The sequence below is a fragment of the Streptomyces sp. NBC_01217 genome, from assembly GCF_035994185.1.
GTDB lineage: Bacteria > Actinomycetota > Actinomycetes > Streptomycetales > Streptomycetaceae > Streptomyces.
In genome coordinates this window covers 2,254,991-2,276,674 of sequence record NZ_CP108538.1, presented here as the reverse complement: position 1 = coordinate 2,276,674, position 21,684 = coordinate 2,254,991, and the positions used below count along the sequence as shown (strand labels likewise).

The following is a 21,684-nucleotide window of genomic DNA, read 5'->3' as shown; positions in this document are numbered from 1 at the left end:
CGGTAAGGATCATCGCTGAATGCTCTGTCCCCGGACGTTCCGTCCCTGGATGTTCTCGAAGCGGACGACGACGGACTTGCTGGCGGGGGTGTTGCTGGTGTCTGCGGTGGAGCCGAGGGGGACCAGCACATTGGTCTCCGGGTAATAGGCGGCGGCGCAGCCCCGGGCCGTCGGATAGTGCACGACGCGGAAGCCGGGGGCGCGGCGCTCCACGCCGTCCTTCCATTCGCTGACGAGGTCGGTGTACGCGCCGTCGGCCAGGCCGAGGGTGCGGGCGTCGTCGGGGTTGACCAGGACGACGCGGCGGCCGCCCTTGATGCCCCGGTAGCGGTCGTCGAGGCCGTAGATCGTGGTGTTGTACTGGTCGTGCGAGCGCAGGGTCTGCAACAGCAGCCTGCCTTCGGGGAGTTCGGGATACTCGACGGGCGCGGCGGTGAAGTTGGCCCGGCCGGTCGCGGTGGGGAAGCGGCGCTCGTCGCGCGGGGCGTGCGGGAGGGTGAAGCCGCCGGGGCGTGCGACGCGGGCGTTGAAGTCCTCGAAGCCGGGGACGACGCGCGAGATCCGGTCGCGGATCGTCGCGTAGTCCTTCTCGAAATCCTCCCAGGGGGTGGCCGATCCGGGGCCGAGGACGGCGCGGGCGAGGCGGGCGATGATGGCCGGCTCGGAGAGCAGATGGGGGCTTGCCGGGGTGAGGTTGCCGCGCGAGGCGTGGACCATGCTCATGGAGTCCTCGACGGTGACGAACTGCTTGCCGCCCGCCTGGACGTCCTTGTCGGTACGGCCCAGCGTCGGCAGGATCAGCGCGCGGGTGCCGGTCACGGCGTGCGAGCGGTTGAGCTTGGTGGAGACGTGGACGGTGAGGCGGGCGCGGCGCATCGCGGCCTCGGTGACCTCCGTGTCGGGGGTGGCCGCGACGAAGTTGCCGCCCATGGCGAAGAAGACCTTGGCGTCGCCGTCGCGCAGCGCCTGGATGGAGCGGACCACGTCGTAGCCGTGGTGGCGCGGTGAGGTGATCGAGAATTCCTTGTCGAGCGCGTCGAGGAACGCGGGCGCGGGCCGCTCGAAGATGCCCATGGTGCGGTCGCCCTGGACGTTGGAGTGGCCGCGGACGGGACAGACCCCGGCGCCGGGGCGGCCGATGTTGCCGCGCAGCAGAAGGAAGTTGACGACTTCGCGGATGGTCGGCACGGAGTGCTTGTGCTGGGTGAGGCCCATCGCCCAGCACACGATGGTGCGCTTCGAGGCGAGGACCATCGCGAGGGCCTCTTCGATGGCGCCGCGGTCGAGGCCGGTCGCGGTGAGGGTCTGCTCCCAGTCGGCTTCGCGGGCCGCGGCCGCGAACTCCTCGTAACCATGGGTGTGCTCCCGTACGAAGGTCTCGTCGACGGCGCCCTCGGTCTCAAGGATCATCTTGTTGAGCAGCCGGAAGAGGGCCTGGTCGCCGCCGATACGGATCTGCAGGAAGAGGTCGCCCAGCGCGGCGCCCCTGATCATGCCGAGCGGGGTCTGCGGGTTCTTGAACCGCTCCAGACCGGCCTCGGGCAGCGGATTCACCGAAATGATCTTCGCGCCCGCGGACTTGGCCTTCTCCAGGGCGGAGAGCATCCGGGGATGGTTCGTGCCGGGGTTCTGACCGGCGACGATGATCAGGTCCGCCCGGTGGAGGTCCTCCAGCGAGACGCTGCCCTTGCCGATGCCGATGGTCTCCGTCAGCGCCGAGCCGGAGGACTCGTGGCACATGTTGGAGCAGTCGGGGAGGTTGTTCGTGCCGAACTCGCGGGCGAACAGCTGGAGCAGGAACGCCGCCTCGTTGCTGGTGCGCCCCGAGGTGTAGAAGAGGGCCTCGTCGGGGGAGGAGAGCGCGCCGAGCTCCTCGGCGATGATGCCGAAGGCCCGCTCCCAGGTCACCGCCTCGTACCGCTCGGCGCCCTCGGGGAGGTACATCGGCTGGGTGATCCGCCCCTGCTGGCCCAGCCAGTACCCGCTGCGCGAGGCGAGGTCGGCGACCGGGTGCGCGGCGAAGAAATCGGGGGTGACACGGCGCAGCGTCGCCTCCTCGGCGACGGCCTTGGCGCCGTTCTCGCAGAACTCCGCCGTGTGCCGCTCCTCGCCCTCGGGCCAGGCGCAGCCGGGGCAGTCGAATCCGTCCTTCTGGTTGACCCTGAGCAGAGTCTGCGCGGTGCGCCGCACGCCCATCTGCTGGCGGGCGATGAGCAGGCTGTGCGCGACGGCCGGCAGTCCGGCGGCGGCGTGCTGCGCAGGCTCGACCCGCGGTGCGTCCTGGACCGGGTCACCTGTGGGCGGCTTCGTGGCCATGTCGCGCTCCCCTTTGAGCAACTGCGGACCGTGCGGTGCGCCGGACGCAGTGAATGCGGTACGTGTTCCTCCTTCGATCCTGTCACGGGGCACCGACAGAGCGTCGGGCGAGTGATGTCCGGTCGGGATTGTCAGTGGTCCGTGGCAGGATCGGGGGCGTGGCTGAGACGGCATCGAAGAAGACGGCAGACAACCGACCGCGCCTGCTCCTGATGGACGGGCACTCCCTGGCGTACCGGGCGTTCTTTGCGCTGCCTGCGGAGAATTTCACGACAGGCTCGGGTCAGCCGACGAACGCGGTGTACGGCTTCGCGTCGATGCTGGCGAACACGCTGCGTGACGAGGCGCCGACGCATTTCGCGGTGGCGTTCGACGTCTCCCGCAAGACCTGGCGCTCGGAGGAGTTCCCGGAGTACAAGGCGAACCGCTCGAAGACCCCCGACGAGTTCAGGGGCCAGGTCGAGCTGATCGGCGAGCTGCTCGACGCGATGCACGCCAACCGTTTCGCGGTCGACGGTTTCGAGGCGGACGACGTCATCGCCACGCTGGCCACGCAGGCGGAGGCGGCGGGCTTCGAGGTGCTGATCGTCACCGGCGACCGGGATTCGTTCCAGCTGATCACGGACAACGTCACCGTGCTGTACCCCACCAAGGGCGTCTCGGAGCTGACGCGCTTCACCCCGGCGAAGGTCGAGGAGAAGTACGGGCTCACGCCGCAGCAGTACCCGGATTTCGCGGCGCTGCGCGGTGACCCGTCGGACAACCTTCCGGGCATCCCCGGTGTCGGTGAGAAGACCGCCGCGAAGTGGATCAACCAGTTCGGCTCGTTCGACGAGCTGGTGGAGCGCGCCGAGGAGGTCAAGGGCAAGGCCGGGCAGAATTTCCGGGACCACCTGGACGCGGTGCGGCTCAACCGCAGGCTGACCGAGATGGTCCGTGACGTGGAGCTGCCGAAGACCCCGCAGGACCTGGAGCGCGCGCCGTACGACCGCACCGCGGTGACGGGCGTGCTGGACGTCCTGGAGATCCGTAACCCCAGCCTGCGCGAGCGGCTGCTGGCCGTCGACCCGGGCGCGGCCGAGGACGAGACCCCGGCGCCCGCCGCGGGCATCGAGCTGGACGGTGCGGTGCTGGGCGCGGGCGAGCTGGCGCCCTGGCTCGCCGAGCACGGCGGACAGCCGCTCGGCGTCGCCACCGTCGACACCTGGACGGTGGGCACCGGCACGGTCACCGAGATCGCGCTCGCCGCGGCCGGCGGGGCCGCGGCCTGGTTCGACCCCGCGGAGCTCGACGAGGGCGACGATCAGGCCTTCGCCGCCTGGATCGCCGACGCACGGCGGCCGAAGGTCATGCACAACGCCAAGAGCGCCATGCGGGTCTTCCCCGAGCACGGCTGGCAGGTCGACGGCGTCACGATGGACACCGCGCTGGCCGCCTATCTGGTCAAGCCCGGCCGCCGCTCCTTCGCGCTGGACGCCCTGTCCGTGGAGTACCTCGGCCGGGAGCTGGCCCCCGCGGCGGCGTCCGACGGACAGCTGGCCTTCGGCGCGGACGACCAGGCCGAGGCCGACGCCCTGATGACACAGGCCCGCGCGGTCCTCGACCTGGGTGACGCGTTCACCACCCGGCTCAAGGAGGTCGGCGCGGCCGAGCTGCTGCACGGCATGGAGCTGCCGACGTCCGCTCTGCTGGCCCGTCTGGAGCGGCACGGCATCGCCGCCGACCGGGCCCATCTGGAGGGCATGGAGCAGCAGTTCGCCGGTGCGGTGCAGCAGGCCGTGAAGGAGGCGCACGCCTCGGTGGGCCGCGAGTTCAACCTCGGCTCGCCCAAGCAGCTCCAGGAAGTCCTCTTCGGCGAGCTGGGCCTGCCCAAGACGAAGAAGACGAAGACCGGATACACGACGGACGCCGACGCCCTGGCCTGGCTCGCCGCGCAGACCGAGCACGAGCTGCCGGTCATCATGCTGCGCCACCGTGAGCAGGCGAAGCTGCGGGTCACGGTCGAGGGCCTGATCAAGACGATCGCGGCGGACGGCCGTATCCACACCACGTTCAACCAGACGGTGGCGGCGACGGGCCGGCTCTCCTCCACCGACCCCAACCTGCAGAACATCCCCGTCCGTACGGACGAGGGCCGGGCCATCCGCCGGGGCTTCGTCGTCGGCGAGGGCTTCGAAACGCTGATGACGGCCGACTACAGCCAGATCGAACTGCGCGTGATGGCCCACCTCTCCGAGGACGCGGGCCTGATCGAGGCGTTCACCTCCGGCGAGGACCTGCACACCACGGTCGCCTCACAGGTCTTCGGCGTCGACAAGTCGGCCGTCGACCCGGAGATGCGCCGCAAGATCAAGGCCATGAGCTACGGACTCGCCTACGGGCTCTCCGCGTTCGGCCTCTCCCAGCAGCTGAACATCGAGGCGGGCGAGGCGCGCGGCCTGATGGACACCTACTTCGAGCGGTTCGGCGGAGTGCGTGACTATCTGCACCGCGTGGTGGAGGAGGCCAGGGCAACCGGCTACACGGAGACGGTCTTCGGCCGCCGCCGCTACCTCCCCGACCTCAACAGCGACAACCGCCAGCGCCGTGAGATGGCCGAGCGGATGGCGCTCAACGCCCCGATCCAGGGCACCGCGGCGGACATCGTCAAGGTCGCCATGCTCCAGGTCGACCGGGCGCTGACCGCGGCAGGGCTGAAGTCTCGGATGCTGCTCCAGGTCCATGACGAAATCGTCCTGGAGATCGCCGCGGGCGAGCGGGCCCAGGTGGAGGAGATCCTGCGCCACGAGATGTCCACGGCCGTGCAGTTGCGCGCCCCGCTGGATGTCTCGGTGGGCGTCGGCACGGACTGGGAGTCCGCGGCGCACTGACGCGGCGGCGCGCCGGACGGGCGGGGCGAAGGGTGCGGTTGTTCAGACCCCCGGGCGCATCAGGTCCGTCCGGCGACCGGGGGGCGCGGATACGCGCGGCCGCCGCAGCCGCATCCACACCCCGTACAGCACCAGGCCCACCGCCAGCCCCGCCCCGGCGCCGAAGCAGGCGGTCGGGATGATGTCCAGCGGGGTGTCGATGTGCCCGAAGTACGCATACCAGCGCGCGCACCGGTGTACGACGCCGAGCAGTACGCAGACGCTCAGCAGCGCCCCCGCCGACCACCGCTCCCGACGTCCCAGCACCGGCACGGACGGCGGGACCGGGCGGGCGCCGGTCCGCCGCAGCCCCGAGGCCGTGAACCAGGCGAGCACGGCCAGCGCCACCGCCGAACTCCCGTACTGCACGAGCTGGAACACGGGAAATCCGCCGACGCTCCCGTCGAGCACCGGCAGCAGGCGCACACCCCACCGGTCGTGATGGGTGAAGGCGTCCCAGACGACATGGGTGGCGGCCCCGATGACCGCCGACAGCACGAACCACCCACCGTCCCGCACTCCCCGTGCCTCCCGGCCGGATGCGCGCCGCTGCCCCCGTACGAACGCGTGCACCCGTCCCTGCCAGGCCGTCGGCAGCAGTGCCACCAAGGGTTCGCGCAGCAGCAGCCACAGCGCCACCACGGCCGCGGTGATCAGCACATCGACGGTGAACACGCCCCACACCGAGTGGGTGACCTGCCCGAACTCCATGGCGCCCGGGATCGCGGTGTCCGCGTAGTACGTCATGTCGGGGGCGAACGAACCCGCGACGAGGGCCGAGGCGAGGAGCGGGCCGCGCGCCGTTCCGTCGCGCCGCATCCCCGGCAGCACGGCCGCGGCATGACTGAGTGTGAACGGCATGGCGGCAAGTATGCGCGAGCCGCCGTCGCCCGCCCGACAACTGCCGTACAACTTGCTGTCCGGAACGTGAAAAACAGGTAAGAACCGGTCAATGCGCGGTGTCCTGGCGGCGCAAGTTGCCGTAGGGTCGCCTGAGTCCTGGCGCTGGGGAGCGCGGACAGCCGTCGAAGGGGAGGGGCCAGAGGTATGGCAGCGCAATTCGGTCGCCGGCTTCGCAAGGGGGCGACCACCACCGCTGTGGCCGCCGTAGCCGTGGCGGCGCTCTCCGCCTCGGGGGCCCCTGGCGCAACGCTGCTTCACGACAGCGGAGACGAGCAGTCCGCCGGAACGACACCGCCGCCCGACGACAGCGCGGCCACCGGCAACTCGCCGTACTACACGGACCTGCCTCCGCTGGTCACGCCCAACAAGCCGGGAACGTCCACGAATCTGCCCGTCACAGGCAGCACGGAATCCGGCATACCTGCTTCGGTCCTGGCCGCGTACAAGAAGGCCGAGCAGACCATCGCGGGCAGCGACGCCGCCTGCCGGCTGCCGTGGCAACTGCTCGCCGCGATCGGCAAGGTGGAGTCCGGCCAGGCCCGCGGCGGCCGGGTCGACGCGAACGGCACCACGTTCTCCCCGATCCTCGGCCCGGTCCTCAACGGCCAGGGCTTCGCCATGATCAAGGACACCGACAACGGGGCGTACGACGGGGACTCGACGCACGACCGGGCCGTCGGCCCGATGCAGTTCATCCCGTCCACCTGGGCGACCTGGGGCCAGGACGGCAACGACGACGGCCGCAAGGACCCCAACAACATCTACGACGCGGCGCTCGCCGCGGGACGCTATCTCTGCGCCGGCTCCCGCGATCTGTCCATAGCCGCGGATCTCGACCGGGCGGTCCTGAGCTACAACCACTCGGACGTCTACCTCGGTACGGTCCGCTCCTGGTTCGACTACTACAAGCGCGGCACCCACGAGATCCCCGACGGCACCGGTGTGGTCCCGCCCGACCTCAGCGGCGGTACGAACCCGAGCCCCAGCAGCCCGAGCCCGAGCCCGTCCCCCTCGCCGTCCGCACCCGCCAAGCCCGGGACCGACCCGAAGCCGAGCCCGGAGCCCTCGAAGCCCGGCGACGGCTCGACCAGTCCGACCCCACCCACCCGCCCGCCGTCCCAGGTCCTCGCGGGTGTCGAGAACGCCGGCACCGGCACGCTGACCGCCATGGCGGGCGACGCCTTCACCGAGCCGGTCAAGGTGCGGGCCAAAAACAAGCTCGGCGGCCCGCTCGCAAGGGTGTCCGTGACCTTCACCATCGCCGGTGACACGGACGCCACCTTCGACGGCGGGAAGAACGCGGTCACCCTTCTCACCGGAGCCGACGGCACGGTCACCGCCCCGGTGCTGCGGGCGGGCGAGAAGACCGGGAAGTTCACGGTGCGGGCCTTCGCCACCGGCCGCTCGCTGCCCGCCCTCACCTACACCGCGACCGTCACCGCCCGGCAGGCCGACGCGATCTCCAGGACCGACAGCACGGCGCTGACCGCCGCGCCCGGCGCCGAGTTCGCCGACACCGCCGAGTTCAAGGCCACCTACAAGGACGCGGTCGCCGACGGTGTCGCCGTCACAGCGACCATGATCACCGACGCCGCGGAGCCGTCCGAGAACGACAAGGGTCCGTACTTCAAGGACGCGGACGGCAAGACGGTCCGTACCCTCACGGACCTCAGGACCGACGCCGACGGCATCCTGAAGCTCCCGAAGATCTACGCCGACGACACCGTCGGCACGTACAAGCTGCGCCTCACCACCGAGGGCGGCGCCACGATCGTCATCGAGCTCAAGATCGAGGCCCCCGAGGCCCCCGCCGCCTGACCCCGCCCGTCGCACGTCACGACAGCCCCTCCGCCACCACCCGGCAGAGGGGCTGTCCTACGTGTTCTCATCTCGCCCCCGCATTGCTACGGTGCCCCAACCCTGACGACCCATCAGATCGATGCTCTCCGGGAGGACCGGCATGCGTGCTCTCGTCGCCGCCGCCATCGGGCTGGCCGCAGCCCTCGCGCTCGTCCTCACCATCACCGCCATAGGAGCCCCGCCCGGAGAGACCTCGCCCGAACCCCTGCTGACCACCGTCCCGGGCCCCAAGAACTGACCGAAGGAAGACAAGCCGCAGAAGCTGAGGGAGGGCACCACCACCATGCGCCGCCGAGCCAGCCTCGTACTCCTGGCCTTCGCCGTCTTCTTCGCCGCCATGTCGCCCCTGGTGCGCTGGTACGTCTTCCCGAGGCTGGCGAAGATACCGCCCAGCCAGTACCAGGAGACGGTCCTGGAAGCGAAGCCCGCCACCCTCCTCGACTACAACGACGGCATGAAGGTCAAGCAGGTCCCCAAGGTCACCATCGTGCAGACCCTCAAGGGCAACGTGGAGGAGTCCGAGAAGATCGAGCGCAGCGCGGGCCGCGACGTCGTCGTCTGGGACGGCCTCAGCTATGTCGTCGACCCGAACGGCAAGATGGTCTCCCAGATCCCCGAGCGCTACATCTTCGACGCACACAGCCAGGCCCCCGTCCACGCCACCGGCGAAATGGTCGACGGCGACCCGGTCAGGCGCGAGGGCATCGAGTTCAAGTGGCCCTTCCTCACCCAGAAGCGCGACTACGAGTACTTCGACGCCCAGACCCGTACGAGCTCGCCCATCCACTACAGGGGCACCCGCACCTTCCACGGCATGGACGTCTACTACTTCGAGCAGACCATCCCCTGGACCAAGGTCCCGATGCCGAAGAAGATGCCCATCGAGGGCGTCACCGCGGAACAGGTCGCCAAGACGGGCATGACCCGCTGGTACACCACCAAGCGGATGTTCTGGGTCGACCCGGTCACCGGAGCGCCCGTCAACGGCGAGGAGATCCACAAGGAGGAGCTGCGCAACGCCAAGGCGATGGGCATGTCCCAGGACACCGTCACCGCCTTCGCCGGGCATGTGAAGATGCGCGAGGACTACGTCGACTCGATCGTCGCCCTGGTCAAGTCCCAGCGCACGCCGGTCCTGCTGCTCACCTCGTACCTGCCCTGGGGCTTCGCCGGCCTCGGCGCCGCACTGCTCACCCTCGCCCTGTGGCTGGAGGCCCGCTCCCGGCGCCCGGAGGGCGACCTGCCCGACGGCGCACCGGCACCCGCCCCGGACCCGGAACCTACTCCCGCCTGAGCCGCGCCTTCGTGAACCGGGTCGCCTCCACCGTCGTCGGGTCCTGCGGCCACGGATGCTTCGGATAGCGGCCGCGCAGCTCCGCCCGCACGGCCCGGTAGCCGTCCCGCCAGAACGACGCCAGATCCGCGGTCACCGCCGCGGGACGGCCCGCGGGGGAGAGGAGATGGACCAGCACCGGCACCCCGGCCACCCGCGGCGTCTCCCGCAGACCGAACAGCTCCTGGAGCTTCACCGCGAGCACGGGCTGCGCCCCGCCGTACTCCACCCTGATACGGGAGCCGCTCGGCACCTCGATCCGCTCCGGCGCCAGCTCGTCCAGTCGCACCGCCTCACCGGTCGCCCACGGCAGCAGCCGCCGCAGCGCCTGCCCGGCGTCGATCCGCGCCAGGTCCGAGCGCCGCCGGGCCCGCGACAGCTCGGGCTCCAGCCACTGATCGGTACGGTCCAGCAGCGCCCCGCCCGACACATCCGGCCAGGGCGCCCCCAGCTCCCGGTGCAAAAAGGCGAGCCGCTCCCGCAGCTGCTCGGTCTCACGCGTCCAGCGCAACAGCCCGAGCCCCTCGCGCCGCAGCCCCTCGACCAGCGCCTCGCGCACCAGTGCGGGCGCCGGCTGCTTCAACGGGCGCACCGACAGCTCGACGGCACCCAGCCGCTCCACCCGGCGGGCCACCACATCGCCATCGGCCCAGCGGACCTCCTCGCCCGCGAACCGAAGATGCCCGGCGGCCGTCCGCGCCGTGTCCTCGTCGATGACGGCGGCCAGCCGGACCCGTGCCGACGCCGCGTGCGCGGGCCGGTCCGCGACCGCGACCGCCAGCCACGGCGCACTGGGCAGCCCCGACCCGTCCCGCAACTGCGCGCCCGTCCCCGACGCCATCAGGAACGCCCCCTCGCCCCGCGCCCGAGCCACCCGCTCCGGGAACGCCAGCGCGGCCACCAGACCGACGGCGGCGTCGTCCGGTCCCGAACCCCCGTCCACATCCTTGACCGACGAGGACAGCCGCCGGACCTCCTGCCGCCACCGCGCCGCATACCCGTCCCCGCCCCGCCGGGCGGTACGCAGCGCGGCCGCCAGATCGTCCCCGTACTCCCGCGGCGGCTCCTCGCTCAGCAGCGCCACCACCTCGGCCGCCCGCCGCCCGCCAACCTCGGCGGCGCCGTCCAGCAGGGCCCGCGCCAGACGCGGATGCAGGCCGAGCCGGGACATCCGTACGCCCCGGTCGGTCACCCGCCCGTCCGCGTCCACCGCACCGATGGCGCCCAGCACCTCGCGCGCCGCGCCCATCGCACCCGCGGGCGGCGGATCGAGCAGCGCCAGACGCGACGCGCCCGGATCGCCCCAGCACGCCGCCTGCAACGCGAACGCCGCGAGATCCGCGACCTTGATCTCCGGGGACGGGAACCGCGCGAGCCGCCCGTCCTCCGCCTGCTCCCAGCACCGGTACACCGCCCCCGGCGCCTCACGCCCGGCCCGCCCCGCCCGCTGCCTCCCCGCCGCCTGCGAGGCCCGTACCGTCGTCAGCGCGCTCAGCCCCCGCGCATGGTCGGTACGCGGCTCCCTGGCCAGCCCCGAGTCGACCACGACCCGCACCCCCGGCACCGTCAGGGAAGACTCCGCCACCGAGGTCGCAAGCACCACCCGCCGGCCCTCCGACGAACCCGCCAGCACCGCGTCCTGCACCGCCGCCGGAGCCCGCCCGTGCACCTGGAGCACCTCGGCGCCCACCCCCGCCAGCTGCCCCGCCACCCGCCCGATCTCGCCGACACCCGGCAGGAAACACAGCACATCGCCGTCCCGTTCGGCCAGCGCCCGGCGCACCGTCGAGGCGACATGCGTCAGCAGCGCCGGATCGACCCTCATCCCGTGTGGTGGCCGCACCGGCCCGGCGGGCGGCGCCCAGACCACCTCCACCGGATGCGAAACACCCTGCGCCTCGATCACCGGGGCATCGCCCAGCAGCCGCGCCCAGCCCTCCGCGTCCGTCGTCGCGGACGCCGCGACCAGCCGCAGATCGGGCCGGATCGCCTCCCGCACATCAAGAAGGAACGCGGCGACCGTGTCCGCGTCCAGATGCCGCTCGTGGCACTCGTCGATGATCACCGCATCGACCCCGGCCAGCTCCTGGTCGCGCTGCAGCCGCTGGAGCAGCACCCCGGTGGTCACGACCTCCAACACGGTGTCGCGTCCCACCACCCGCTCCCCGCGGACCGTGAACCCCACGCGCCCGCCGGGCCGCTCCCCGATGAGCCACGCCATCCGCCGCGCCGCCGCCCGCGCAGCGATCCGCCGCGGCTCGGCCACCACCACCCTGCGCACCGGGCCGCCGCCGGTCAGACCGGCCAGGACCAGCGGTACGAGGGTCGTCTTGCCGGTGCCGGGCGGCGCGCACAGCACCGCGACACCGCGTTCGTCGAGCGCCCGCTCCAGGGCGGGCACGGCGGTGCGTACGGGCAACTGCTCCAGGGCATCGGTACGGATCACGCTCCCAGTCTCGTACGACCGGCGCCCGGTCCCGTACGGCGGGAGCGCTCAGTCCCGTACGCAGACGAAGATCGCCGTCCCCGGGATCAGATTCCCGCGCAGCGGGGACCAGCCGCCCCACTCCTGGTGGTTCCAGGCGGGCCATTCCGGTTCGACGAGGTCGACCAGCCGGAATCCGCCGGCCACCACGTCCCGTACCCGGTCGCCCAGCGTCCGGTGGTGCTCGACGTACACGGCGTTGCCCCGCTCGTCCTGCTCGACATAGGGGGTGCGGTCGAAGTACGAGGCCGCCACCGAAAGCCCCTCGGGCCCCGGCTCGTCCGGGAAGGCCCAGCGCACCGGATGCGTCACGGAGAAGACCCAGCGGCCCCCGGGGCGCAGCACCCGGTGCACCTCGCGGAACACCTGCACGGGATCGGCGACGAACGGCACCGCGCCGTAGGCGGAGCACGCCAGGTCGAAGGAGTCGTCCAGGAACGGCAGCGCCCCGGCGTCCGCCTCCACCAGCGGCACCTCGTCGCCGATCCGCAGCGCGTGCTGCAGCTGCCGGTGCGAGAGGTCCAGGGCCACCGGGCGGGCGCCCCGGGCGGCCAGCCAGCGCGAGCACTGCGCGGCGCCCGCACCGATCTCCAGGATGTCCAGGCCCTTCAGCGACCCGGCGGGGCCGAGCAGACCGGCCTCGGCTTCGTCGAGCCCCTCCGGACCCCAGACGAAACGGTCGTCGCCGAGGAAGGCGCCGTGGTCGCTCTGGTACTCGTCGGCGTTCCGGTCCCACCAGCCGCGACTGGCCCGGCTGCTCTCGGTCTCCGACGCGCTGCGGCGCGTCGCTTCGGGTTCGGCCGCGTAGATCTCTTGGCTCATCGTGTCCGTCGTTGTAGTTTGCCTTCACCCCGCGGCGCGCGGTGCGCACCCAGGGGTACCTGTGAGTACGGCTACGTACCCACAGTTTGTCTCCCGGGGCCGATGTGGCCTCGGAGAACACGAATTGTGCCGGATATGGGCCGTTGTGCCCCCGGTGTAGGCCTTCGCGCATTGACCGTGCCCGGCTGCCCCCGTATGCTACAAGTTGCGCTGCGAGCCTGCGCGCCTCAGACCTAGCAGGCCGCGCTCGCGTCTGTATGCATGTCCCCTCGGTTCACGAGGCGCCTCCCGCCCAGCGGGTCGGGTGCTTCCCGGGCTGTCCGGCTTCTGCAGAGGCGATACGGGCTCCCGGCGTAGCAGTACCTACGACTCACTGTCCGTACCGGAGCCCTTTCCCACATGACGAGCAGCACCGAGACCACCGCCACCACCCCGCAGGTAGCGGTCAACGACATCGGTAACGAGGAAGCCTTCCTCGCCGCGATCGACGAGACGATCAAGTACTTCAACGACGGCGACATCGTCGACGGCGTCATCGTGAAGGTCGACCGGGACGAGGTCCTGCTCGACATCGGTTACAAGACCGAAGGCGTCATCCCTTCCCGCGAGCTTTCGATCAAGCACGACGTCGACCCCAATGAGGTCGTCAAGGTCGGCGACGAGATCGAGGCCCTGGTTCTCCAGAAGGAGGACAAGGAAGGCCGCCTCATCCTGTCCAAGAAGCGCGCTCAGTACGAGCGTGCCTGGGGCACGATCGAGAAGATCAAGGAAGAGGACGGGATCGTCACCGGCACCGTCATCGAGGTGGTCAAGGGTGGTCTCATCCTCGACATCGGCCTCCGTGGCTTCCTGCCGGCCTCCCTCGTCGAGATGCGCCGTGTCCGCGACCTCCAGCCCTACGTGGGCAAGGAGCTCGAGGCCAAGATCATCGAGCTGGACAAGAACCGCAACAACGTGGTCCTGTCCCGCCGTGCCTGGCTGGAGCAGACCCAGAGCGAGGTCCGTCAGACCTTCCTCACGACCCTGCAGAAGGGCCAGGTCCGCTCCGGCGTCGTTTCCTCGATCGTCAACTTCGGTGCGTTCGTGGACCTCGGCGGCGTCGACGGTCTCGTGCACGTCTCCGAGCTGTCCTGGAAGCACATCGACCACCCGTCCGAGGTTGTCGAGGTCGGCCAGGAGGTCACCGTCGAGGTTCTCGACGTCGACATGGACCGCGAGCGCGTCTCGCTGTCGCTCAAGGCGACGCAGGAAGACCCGTGGCAGCAGTTCGCCCGTACGCACCAGATCGGGCAGGTCGTTCCCGGTAAGGTCACCAAGCTCGTTCCGTTCGGTGCGTTCGTGCGCGTCGACGAGGGTATCGAGGGTCTGGTCCACATCTCCGAGCTGGCCGAGCGCCACGTGGAGATCCCGGAGCAGGTCGTCCAGGTCAACGACGAGATCTTCGTCAAGGTCATCGACATCGACCTCGAGCGTCGTCGCATCAGCCTCTCGCTGAAGCAGGCCAACGAGTCCTTCGGTGCCGACCCGGCGTCGGTCGAGTTCGACCCGACCCTGTACGGCATGGCCGCGTCCTACGACGACCAGGGCAACTACATCTACCCCGAGGGCTTCGACCCCGAGACCAACGACTGGCTCGAGGGTTACGAGACCCAGCGCGAGGCGTGGGAGACGCAGTACGCCGAGGCGCAGCAGCGCTTCGAGCAGCACCAGGCCCAGGTCATCAAGTCCCGCGAGGCCGACGAGGCCGCTGCTGCCGAGGGCGCTGCCGCCCCGGCCGGTGGCACCCCGGCTGCCTCCGGCGGCACCGGTGGCGGCGGTTCGTACTCCTCGGAGTCCGCGGACAACTCCGGCGCCCTGGCGTCGGACGAGGCCCTGGCTGCCCTGCGCGAGAAGCTGGCGGGCGGCCAGAGCTGAAGCTCTGCCCCTCCGGCCGCTGACCGACTGCGGTAAGTGACGAGTGAGGCCCGTTCCCTCCGGGGAGCGGGCCTCACTCGTATTCTGCGGCGCGGTTACGGCGTGACGGCGATATTGGTGAGGCCCTTGCCGCCGGTCACCGTGTTGCTGCTGTAGACGGTGGTCGGACAGCTCGCGCTGTAGTTGGTGACGTTGAACGCGATCTGCTTGTCTCCCGTGGAGCCGGACAGGTCCGAGGTGTTGTCGCGGAAGACGGTGCCGCAGCCCCAGCCGCTCTGCTGGGTGTGGGTCTCGTAGCCGTTGTTGGTCGTACGGGAGCCCCTGTTGCCCTCGACCAGGACGTCATTGCCCTTCACGTCGACCCAGGAGTCGTCGTAGTTGGCGCCGGTCAGCCCGCTGCCGTCGAAGGTGTTGCCGATGATCCGCGCCCCGGTGGTGCCCTCCTTGATGTCGACGTTCTCGCCGCCGACCCCCGGTCCGATCGTGTTGTTCAGGATCTGGGCCTGGTCGCTCCGGTCGCTGAGATCGCCCGCCGTGCCGACGTAGACGCCCTCGCCCATGCCGCGTCCGTCGTGCCCGGTGTCGTAGATCCGCGAGTTCTTGATGACGCCGTTCGCGCTGGACTTACGGAAGTGCACACCCTCCATGTCCAGGTCGTGCACGGTCACCGAGTCGATGACGACGCCGTTGGCGGTGTCGGCCATGATGCCCTTCTGGCCGCCGGTGATGGTGATGCCCCGGACGGTCCAGTAGGAGGCGCCGTTGAGGTGCAGTCCATAGCCTCCGCCGGCCGTGAGGATCGCCCCGGCGGAGCCGGTGAGGGTGATCCGGGCGGAGGCGACGGCGGGGACGGTCGCCTTGAAGTTGCCGGTGTAGGTGCCGTCGGCGAGGTGGATCGTGTCGCCGGGGGCCACGGCGGTGAGGGCGGCCTTGAGCTGGGCGGCGGTGCTCACCTCGATGACCGCTGCCGCGTCCGCGCTGGTGGCGGAGGCGAGGGCGAGGCCGCCGGTGGCGAGCGCGGTGGCCAGCAGGGCGGGGAGCGGCGTGCGGGTGCGCATGGGGGTTCCTTCCCGTCGAAGAAGTCTGCAAGTTCCGTCATGTGAACGTGGGACGGGTCTCTGAACATGCTGCCCAGTGACGGTAGGGGTGGGGCGTGTTCGCGTCAAGGTCTGGACCATTGTTCGCGACGGCGGCGAACGACGTGAACAGAGGGAAACGTGTGGGATACACGAGTAACTGACGGCGCGTAACAAGCGCTTGCCATGATCCGGGCAACCTCAAGATCCGAAGGGGAGCCGGGACATGACACACACTTCGCACAACTCGCCCGTGGTGCCGGGCGCGAGCCGCCGCACATTTCTGCGCAACGTCGGGATCACGGGTGGCGCGGGCGCGATGTTCGCGACCATGGGGGCGCTCGGTTTCGCCCCCACGGCCCAGGCGGCAAGCCGGGAACCCGCCTTCCACGCGCCCAGCAAGGGCGACTTCACGCTGAAGGGGAAGGCTGCGGCGAAGGTCGTGATCGTCGGCGGCGGAATCGCCGGACTCGCCGCCGCGTACGAGCTGGGCAAGGCGGGCTACGACTGTACGGTCCTGGAGGCGCGAGGCCGTACCGGCGGCCGCAACTTCACCGTACGCGGTGGTGACTCCACCACCGACATCTACGGGAACCACCAGACCGCCCGGTTCAGCGACGGCCAGTACATGAACGCCGGACCTGGCCGGATTCCGCAGTGGATGGTCACCCTCGACTACTGCCGCGAACTCGACGTCCCCATCGAGGTGTTCACCAATGTGAATGCCAACGCCTATATATACAACGAGAAGGCGGGCATGAAGGCCCCGGTGCGCTACCGCACCGCCAAGGCCGACGTGTACGGCTATGTCGCCGAGCTCCTCTCCAAGGCCACCGACAGGGGCGCACTGGACCGTCAGATCACCGTGGAGGACCAGGAGCGGCTCCTGGAGTTCCTCAAGGACTTCGGTGACATCGGTGACACGCTCGACTACACCGGCAGCCCCCGGCGCGGTTACCGCATCGACCCCGCGGCCGCAGGCACCCCCGGCGAGGTGCTCGGCTCCGTACCCTCCGCCTCCGAGGTCTTCGCCAGCGGCGTCGGACGCTACTTCGCCTTCGAGTTCGAGTACGACCAGGCGATGCTGATGTTCCAGCCGGTCGGCGGCATGGACCGGATACCCGCCGCGCTGACCCGGGCGATAGGCGAGCGCAGGATCCGCACCGGTGCGGCAGTCACCGAGATCACCGACACGGCCCACGGCGTCACCGTCACCTACACCCAGTCGGGCCGCACCCGCAGCATCGAGGCGGACTACTGCATCGCCGCGCTGCCGCCCAACATCCTGGCCAAGACCGCCCACAACCTCGGCCCGGCCGTCCAGAGCGCACTGGAGGCCTGCAAGCCGTCCTCGGCCGGCAAGATCGGGCTGGAGTACAAGAGCCGCTGGTGGGAGAGCGACCAGCAGATCTACGGCGGCATCACGGAGACGGACATGGACCTGTCCCACATCTGGTACCCGTCCTACGGCCACCAGGGCAGGCGCGGCACCATCATCGGGTACTACAACACCGGCTCCAACGCCGACGCGTACGCCGCTCTCACCCCGCGCGAGCGGGAGGCGCGGGCCATCGCCCAGGGCGTGAAGATCCACGGCGACAAGTACCGTACGGAACTGGCCACCTCGTTCTCCCACCACTGGCGGCAGACCCCGTACCTGGAGGCCTCCTGGCACTCCCTGTCGGGAGGCCCCGACGCACCGGTCTTCGCACCGCTCAACCAGGCCGCCGGACGCGTCTACTTCGCCGGTGACTACCTGAGCTACGCGGACGCCTGGCAGCACGGCGCGTTCACCTCCGCGCGGAAGGCGGTGACGGCGCTGCACACCCGCGTTCTCGCATAATTTCCGGCATGAAACGCCGGTTGAAGGGGCACGGTCCGGGAATGCCCGTGCCCCGCCGGGCGTTCTTCTCCAAGAACACGAGGAGGAGCGGTAACCGTGCCTGATCCGCAGAGTTTGTACGAATGGGAGCCGAAGGGACTGGCCGTCGTCGACATGGCGCTCGCCCAGGAGTCGGCCGGCCTGGTCATGCTCTACCACTTCGACGGATACATCGACGCGGGTGAGACGGGTGAGCAGATCGTCGACGGCCTGCTCGAAACGCTGCCGCACCAGATCGTCGCCCGCTTCGACCACGACCGGCTCGTCGACTACCGCGCACGGCGCCCGCTGCTCACCTTCCGGCGCGACCGCTGGGCGTCCTACGAGACCCCGACGATCGACGTACGGGTCGTCCAGGACGCCACCGGAGCGCCCTTCCTGCTGCTGTCCGGGCCCGAGCCGGATGTGGAGTGGGAGCGCTTCGCCGCCGCCGTCGAGCAGATCGTCGAGCGCCTCGGCGTCCGCCTCGCGGTGAACTTCCACGGCATTCCGATGGGCGTCCCGCATACCCGCCCCGTCGGCATCACCCCGCACGGCAACCGCACGGACCTCATGCCCGGCCACCGCAGCCCCTTCGACGAGGCGCAGGTGCCCGGCTCCGCCGAGGCCCTGGTGGAGTACCGGCTGATGGAAGCCGGACACGACGTCCTCGGTGTCGCCGCCCATGTGCCGCACTACGTCGCCCGCTCCGCCTACCCGGACGCGGCGCTCACGGCCCTGGAGTCGATCACGGCGGCGACCGGCCTCGTCCTGCCGACCGTCGCCCACACGCTGCGCACGGAGGCCCACCGCACCCAGACGGAGATCGACCGGCAGATCGACCAGGGGGACGAGGAGCTCGTCTCGCTCGTCGAGGGCCTTGAGCACCAGTACGACGCGGTCGCGGGCGCCGAGACCCGCGGCAACCTGGTCGCCGAGCCCGTCGACCTGCCGTCCGCCGACGAGATCGGCCTCGAATTCGAGCGGTTCCTCGCCGAGCGCGAGGGAGACGCCTGACCGGCCGCCCCGCTCCCCCTCGTACTCAGCGGGCCCGGCAGTAGGCTTCGCGGCATGCTGAAAGTGGGCCTGACCGGTGGGATCGGCGCCGGCAAGAGTGAAGTGTCACGGCTGCTCGTCGGATACGGAGCGGTCCTGATCGACGCGGACCGGATCGCCCGGGAGGTCGTCGAGCCGGGAACCCCCGGGCTCGCGGCCGTCGTCGACGCGTTCGGCGACGGCATCCTCACCGCCGAGGGCACCCTGGACCGGCCGAAACTCGGCTCGATCGTCTTCTCCGACGCCGACCGGCTGGCCGCGCTCAACGCCATCGTCCACCCGCTGGTCGGCGCCCGCTCCGCCGAACTGGAGCGGGCCGCGGGCCTCGACTCGGTCGTCGTCCACGACGTCCCCCTCCTCACCGAGAACGGCCTCGCCCCGCTCTACGACCTGGTCGTCGTCGTGGACGCCAGTCCCGAGACCCAGCTCGACCGGCTCGTACGGCTGCGCGGCATGACCGAGTCCGAGGCCCGCGCCCGGATGGCCGCGCAGGCCACCCGGGAGGCGCGGCGTGCCGTCGCCGATGTGATCGTCGACAACGACGGACCGCTGGAGGACCTGGAGCCGCAGGTCCGCAAGGTCTGGGCGGCGCTGACCGAGCGGGCCGCGGCCGGCTGATCACCGCGCCGGAATACCCGGCCCGGGCCGGATGTTGAGAACCCGGTAGCGAAGGGAAGGATGCGATCGTGCCCGAGAGGACCCCGGAAACCAACGTCATCGACTTCCGCGCGGCCGAACACCTGCTGGCGGCCCGCGACCCCCGGGGTGCGGTCAAGCTCCTGGACTCGGTGATCGCGGCCCATCCGGAGAACACGGCCGCCCGGCTGCTGCGGGCGCGTGCCTTCTTCGCCGCCGCCCAACTGCGCCCCGCCGAGCTCGAATTCGAACTCGTCCTGGAGCGCGAGCCGGACAACGCCTTCGCGCACTTCGCGCTCGCCCGCACCTTCCAGCGCTCCGGCCGCACGGACCGGGCGGCCCGCCACTTCCGGCTGGCCGCCGCACTCGACCCGAATCCGGAGTACCTGAAGGCGGCCCGCTTCCGTACGGAGAGCTGACCGCTGCGTGCGGCGGACGTACACCCACCGCCGGGCCCGCTGGTGTCAGTGCCCGTACCGGCCGCGTCCGCCGTGGTCGGGTTCGTACGGGGGGATATTGCGGCCCGGCTGGTAGTGCGGGCCCTGGCGGATGTGGTGGACGATCACCGCGATGTCCACAAGGACCAGCAGAAGCAGCAGACCGCAGGCGGCGGCCCACCCCGGGCGGTCGGTCAGCGTGAAGGCCGCCAGGCCGAATACGGTCCAGGCCAGCCCCCATAGACTCAGGCAGAGCCGCAGCCGCAGAGGACTGCGGGCAGTCGTCGGTTCATTACCGGTACGCATGGCGATCGCCTCTCCTACCAGGATGGACCCGCGACGGCGTTTGTGAGACATGTCGACGTCGGATCGAGGGGATCGTGCGTGAACGGCACATCGTGGGGGGGACCGTACCGGCCGCAGGGCGAGGGTCCGGGGCTGTCTGCTGGGCGGGGCTACAGGCGACGCCCTGGGGAACCCGGTGGAGTTCCTTTCGCTCGCCGGTATCCGCCGCGCACACGGTGAACACGGTGTGCAGGGACTCCTCGCGGACGACGAGGGCGTCGTCGGACGGGTCACGGACGACACGCAGATGACCCTGTTCACGGCCGAAGGCCTGATCAGGGCCCACTCCCGGGCGATGTCGAAGGGCATCGGCGGCGCCGAGACCGGGATCGTGCGGAACGCCTATCTGCGCTGGCTCGACACCCAGAACCACCCCGCTCCGCCGGCCCGCGGCGGTGACAGCCCGGTGCGTACCGGCTGGCTCAGGCAGCAGCCCTGGCTGTATGCGCGCCGGGCGCCAGGCAACGCCTGTCTGACGGGGCTCGCGACCGGCCACGTCCCCGAACCGAAGGACCGGCTCGGTGAGCCCGGGCCCGTCAACACCGGGTCCAAGGGGTGCGGCACGGTGATGCGGTCCGCCCCCTTCGGACTGGTGGGGGAGAACGCCGAGGTGGGCTTCCGGCTCGCCTACTGGTGCGCGCAGATCACCCACGGCCATCCGACCGGTGCGTACGCGGCCGGCGCGTTCGCCGCGATCGTCGCCCATCTCCTGGAGGGCGACTCGATGGCGGGCGCGGTGCTGCGGGCCATGGAGCTGTTGCACCGCCACCCGGGGCACGAGGAGACGACGGCGGCACTGCGCGCCGCCGTCGACCTGGCGGCCGAAGGCGAACCGACCGTCGAGAAGGTGGAGACACTGGGCGCGGGCTGGGTGGCGGAGGAGGCCCTGGCCATCGCCGTGTACGCCGCCTTGGTGCTGCCGGGCGCCCACCAGGTGGCCCAGGCGCTGCTGCTCTCGGTCAACCACTCGGGCGACAGCGACTCCACCGGTGCGATCTGCGGCAATCTGGTCGGGGCGCGCCACGGGGACGTACACCTTCCGCCGTCCTGGCTGGTGGCGACCGAGGGACGAGCGGTGATCACCGAGGTGGCCGACGATCTGTGCGTGGAGTTCGAGCACGCGGTCATGTGGCCGGCCGACCGCTACCCGGAGTACTGACGGAACGACGTACGGCGGTACGGGTCACGGCGGCAGTGCCCGCACGGGCGGGCACTGTGCGCATACGGTGGTGGCCACGGCCCGGTGTGGGGCCGGTCAGTGGATGGTGCTGAAGCTGCGCCACGGCAGCGCGCCGGCCCCGTTGACGTCGCTGAGCGTGGTCGCGAGGTATGTCGTACCCGGACCGGTGCAGTTGGGCGTGCGATACAGGACGATGTCGACCAGGGTGCCGTTTCTGACTGCCTTGGCACCCGCGGGAGCGAGCCGGTGACAGCCCTTCACCGAAGGACTGTTCACCATGATCACGGCGTCCCGCTCGGTCGTGTAGGTGACCGGCCCGACCGCGGAACGGCCGAGGCCGGAGCAGCCTGCGACGGTGAGGGTCAGCAGCGCGGTACCGGCTGCGATGCCGAGACGGCGGCGTCGGTGATCGATCACGGGCATGGGCGGGTCCTCGTCTGTTTCGTCCGGCTCAACTGTCAGCACGTTCTCCGGAGAACGTGCTGACGCTGGTCACCTTGCCCGCTTCCCCGAGGCCCGGCATCCGGTGCGCGGCCGACCGGGCGGCAGCA

17 protein-coding genes are annotated in these 21,684 nt (G+C 70.7%); 10 read left to right on the top strand and 7 right to left on the bottom strand.

The features are described 5' to 3' along the window. Positions 1 to 9: 9 nt before the first annotated feature. Positions 10 to 2,316 (bottom strand): FdhF/YdeP family oxidoreductase, encoded by a 2,307-nt coding sequence (locus OG507_RS09885; RefSeq protein WP_327366784.1) that lies wholly within the window; start codon positions 2,314 to 2,316, stop codon positions 10 to 12. 158 nt (positions 2,317 to 2,474) lie between these two features. On the opposite strand from OG507_RS09885, the gene polA reads away from it, so the two are divergent. Continuing rightward, entirely contained in the window at positions 2,475 to 5,186 is a 2,712-nt protein-coding gene (gene polA / locus OG507_RS09880) for a DNA polymerase I (protein WP_327366783.1), read from the top strand. Positions 5,187 to 5,228: 42 nt separating this feature from the next. Here the strand turns inward: polA and OG507_RS09875 are convergent, their stop codons facing one another. Beyond that, the gene (locus tag OG507_RS09875; protein WP_327366782.1) at positions 5,229 to 6,086 is read right to left on the bottom strand and encodes a DUF4184 family protein; all 858 of its coding nucleotides are present in this window, start codon (positions 6,084 to 6,086) and stop codon (positions 5,229 to 5,231) included. 186 nt (positions 6,087 to 6,272) lie between these two features. On the opposite strand from OG507_RS09875, the gene OG507_RS09870 reads away from it, so the two are divergent. The 3 genes from OG507_RS09870 (at position 6,273) to OG507_RS09860 (ending at position 9,282) form a co-directional block, all read left to right on the top strand. Next, positions 6,273 to 7,946: a lytic transglycosylase domain-containing protein gene (locus tag OG507_RS09870; protein ID WP_327366781.1), complete on the top strand. Its 1,674-nt coding sequence runs from the start codon at positions 6,273 to 6,275 to the stop codon at positions 7,944 to 7,946. A 142-nt stretch (positions 7,947 to 8,088) separates the two neighbouring features. Further along, positions 8,089 to 8,226, top strand: coding sequence for an SPW_0924 family protein (locus OG507_RS09865; RefSeq protein WP_327366780.1), 138 nt, complete (start codon positions 8,089 to 8,091; stop codon positions 8,224 to 8,226). A gap of 45 nt (positions 8,227 to 8,271) precedes the next feature. After that, positions 8,272 to 9,282, top strand: coding sequence for a DUF3068 domain-containing protein (locus tag OG507_RS09860; RefSeq protein ID WP_327366778.1), 1,011 nt, complete (start codon positions 8,272 to 8,274; stop codon positions 9,280 to 9,282). Here the strand turns inward: OG507_RS09860 and hrpB are convergent. Beyond that, complete coding sequence (gene hrpB, locus OG507_RS09855) at positions 9,269 to 11,767, bottom strand: ATP-dependent helicase HrpB (protein WP_327366777.1); 2,499 nt, start codon at positions 11,765 to 11,767, stop codon at positions 9,269 to 9,271. The genes OG507_RS09860 and hrpB overlap by 14 nt on opposite strands. Positions 11,768 to 11,815: 48 nt before the next feature. Then, positions 11,816 to 12,628, bottom strand: coding sequence for a class I SAM-dependent methyltransferase (locus OG507_RS09850; protein ID WP_327366776.1), 813 nt, complete (start codon positions 12,626 to 12,628; stop codon positions 11,816 to 11,818). Positions 12,629 to 13,027: 399 nt separating this feature from the next. Here OG507_RS09850 and rpsA point away from each other — a divergent pair, with 399 nt between their 5' ends. After that, positions 13,028 to 14,542, top strand: coding sequence for a 30S ribosomal protein S1 (rpsA, locus tag OG507_RS09845; protein ID WP_327366775.1), 1,515 nt, complete (start codon positions 13,028 to 13,030; stop codon positions 14,540 to 14,542). A 95-nt stretch (positions 14,543 to 14,637) separates the two neighbouring features. On the opposite strand, the gene OG507_RS09840 is transcribed toward rpsA, so the two are convergent. Then, positions 14,638 to 15,600, bottom strand: a complete 963-nt coding sequence (locus OG507_RS09840) for a right-handed parallel beta-helix repeat-containing protein (RefSeq protein ID WP_327366774.1) — start codon at positions 15,598 to 15,600, stop codon at positions 14,638 to 14,640. Positions 15,601 to 15,937: 337 nt separating this feature from the next. Here OG507_RS09840 and OG507_RS09835 point away from each other — a divergent pair, with 337 nt between their 5' ends. The 4 genes from OG507_RS09835 to OG507_RS09820 all read left to right on the top strand — a co-directional run bounded on the left by OG507_RS09835 (position 15,938) and on the right by OG507_RS09820 (position 19,590). Next, positions 15,938 to 17,461 carry a flavin monoamine oxidase family protein gene (locus OG507_RS09835; RefSeq protein WP_442811095.1) on the top strand — a complete coding sequence of 508 codons (1,524 nt, stop codon included), beginning with the start codon at positions 15,938 to 15,940 and terminating at the stop codon, positions 17,459 to 17,461. 96 nt (positions 17,462 to 17,557) lie between these two features. Beyond that, complete coding sequence (locus OG507_RS09830; protein WP_327366772.1) at positions 17,558 to 18,496, top strand: PAC2 family protein; 939 nt, start codon at positions 17,558 to 17,560, stop codon at positions 18,494 to 18,496. 54 nt (positions 18,497 to 18,550) lie between these two features. Next, positions 18,551 to 19,153, top strand: a complete 603-nt coding sequence (coaE, locus tag OG507_RS09825) for a dephospho-CoA kinase (RefSeq protein WP_327366771.1) — start codon at positions 18,551 to 18,553, stop codon at positions 19,151 to 19,153. A 68-nt stretch (positions 19,154 to 19,221) separates the two neighbouring features. Beyond that, entirely contained in the window at positions 19,222 to 19,590 is a 369-nt protein-coding gene (locus tag OG507_RS09820) for a tetratricopeptide repeat protein (protein WP_327366770.1), read from the top strand. 45 nt (positions 19,591 to 19,635) lie between these two features. Here the strand turns inward: OG507_RS09820 and OG507_RS09815 are convergent, their stop codons facing one another. After that, the gene (locus OG507_RS09815) at positions 19,636 to 19,914 is read right to left on the bottom strand and encodes a DUF6343 family protein (RefSeq protein ID WP_327366769.1); all 279 of its coding nucleotides are present in this window, start codon (positions 19,912 to 19,914) and stop codon (positions 19,636 to 19,638) included. Between the two features lie 136 nt (positions 19,915 to 20,050). On the opposite strand from OG507_RS09815, the gene OG507_RS09810 reads away from it, so the two are divergent. Next, entirely contained in the window at positions 20,051 to 21,112 is a 1,062-nt protein-coding gene (locus tag OG507_RS09810; protein WP_327371917.1) for an ADP-ribosylglycohydrolase family protein, read from the top strand. 96 nt (positions 21,113 to 21,208) lie between these two features. On the opposite strand, the gene OG507_RS09805 is transcribed toward OG507_RS09810, so the two are convergent. Beyond that, a complete protein-coding gene (locus OG507_RS09805; protein WP_327366768.1) occupies positions 21,209 to 21,556 on the bottom strand; it encodes a hypothetical protein in 348 nt (115 codons plus the stop codon). Between the last annotated feature and the right edge of the window lie 128 nt (positions 21,557 to 21,684).

Bases quoted from the DNA above. Each gene is read 5' to 3' on its own strand.
- OG507_RS09835 (WP_442811095.1), top strand. From the start codon at position 15,938: ATGTTCGCGACCATGGGGGCGCTCGGTTTCGCCCCCACGGCCCAGGCG.
- OG507_RS09875 (WP_327366782.1), bottom strand. From the start codon at position 6,086: ATGCCGTTCACACTCAGTCATGCCGCGGCCGTGCTGCCGGGGATGCGG.
- OG507_RS09865 (WP_327366780.1), top strand. From the start codon at position 8,089: ATGCGTGCTCTCGTCGCCGCCGCCATCGGGCTGGCCGCAGCCCTCGCG.
- rpsA (WP_327366775.1), top strand. From the start codon at position 13,028: ATGACGAGCAGCACCGAGACCACCGCCACCACCCCGCAGGTAGCGGTC.
- OG507_RS09860 (WP_327366778.1), top strand. From the start codon at position 8,272: ATGCGCCGCCGAGCCAGCCTCGTACTCCTGGCCTTCGCCGTCTTCTTC.
- OG507_RS09850 (WP_327366776.1), bottom strand. From the start codon at position 12,628: ATGAGCCAAGAGATCTACGCGGCCGAACCCGAAGCGACGCGCCGCAGC.
- OG507_RS09840 (WP_327366774.1), bottom strand. From the start codon at position 15,600: ATGCGCACCCGCACGCCGCTCCCCGCCCTGCTGGCCACCGCGCTCGCC.
- OG507_RS09870 (WP_327366781.1), top strand. From the start codon at position 6,273: ATGGCAGCGCAATTCGGTCGCCGGCTTCGCAAGGGGGCGACCACCACC.
- OG507_RS09885 (WP_327366784.1), bottom strand. From the start codon at position 2,316: ATGGCCACGAAGCCGCCCACAGGTGACCCGGTCCAGGACGCACCGCGG.
- OG507_RS09815 (WP_327366769.1), bottom strand. From the start codon at position 19,914: ATGCGTACCGGTAATGAACCGACGACTGCCCGCAGTCCTCTGCGGCTG.
- coaE (WP_327366771.1), top strand. From the start codon at position 18,551: ATGCTGAAAGTGGGCCTGACCGGTGGGATCGGCGCCGGCAAGAGTGAA.
- OG507_RS09805 (WP_327366768.1), bottom strand. From the start codon at position 21,556: ATGCCCGTGATCGATCACCGACGCCGCCGTCTCGGCATCGCAGCCGGT.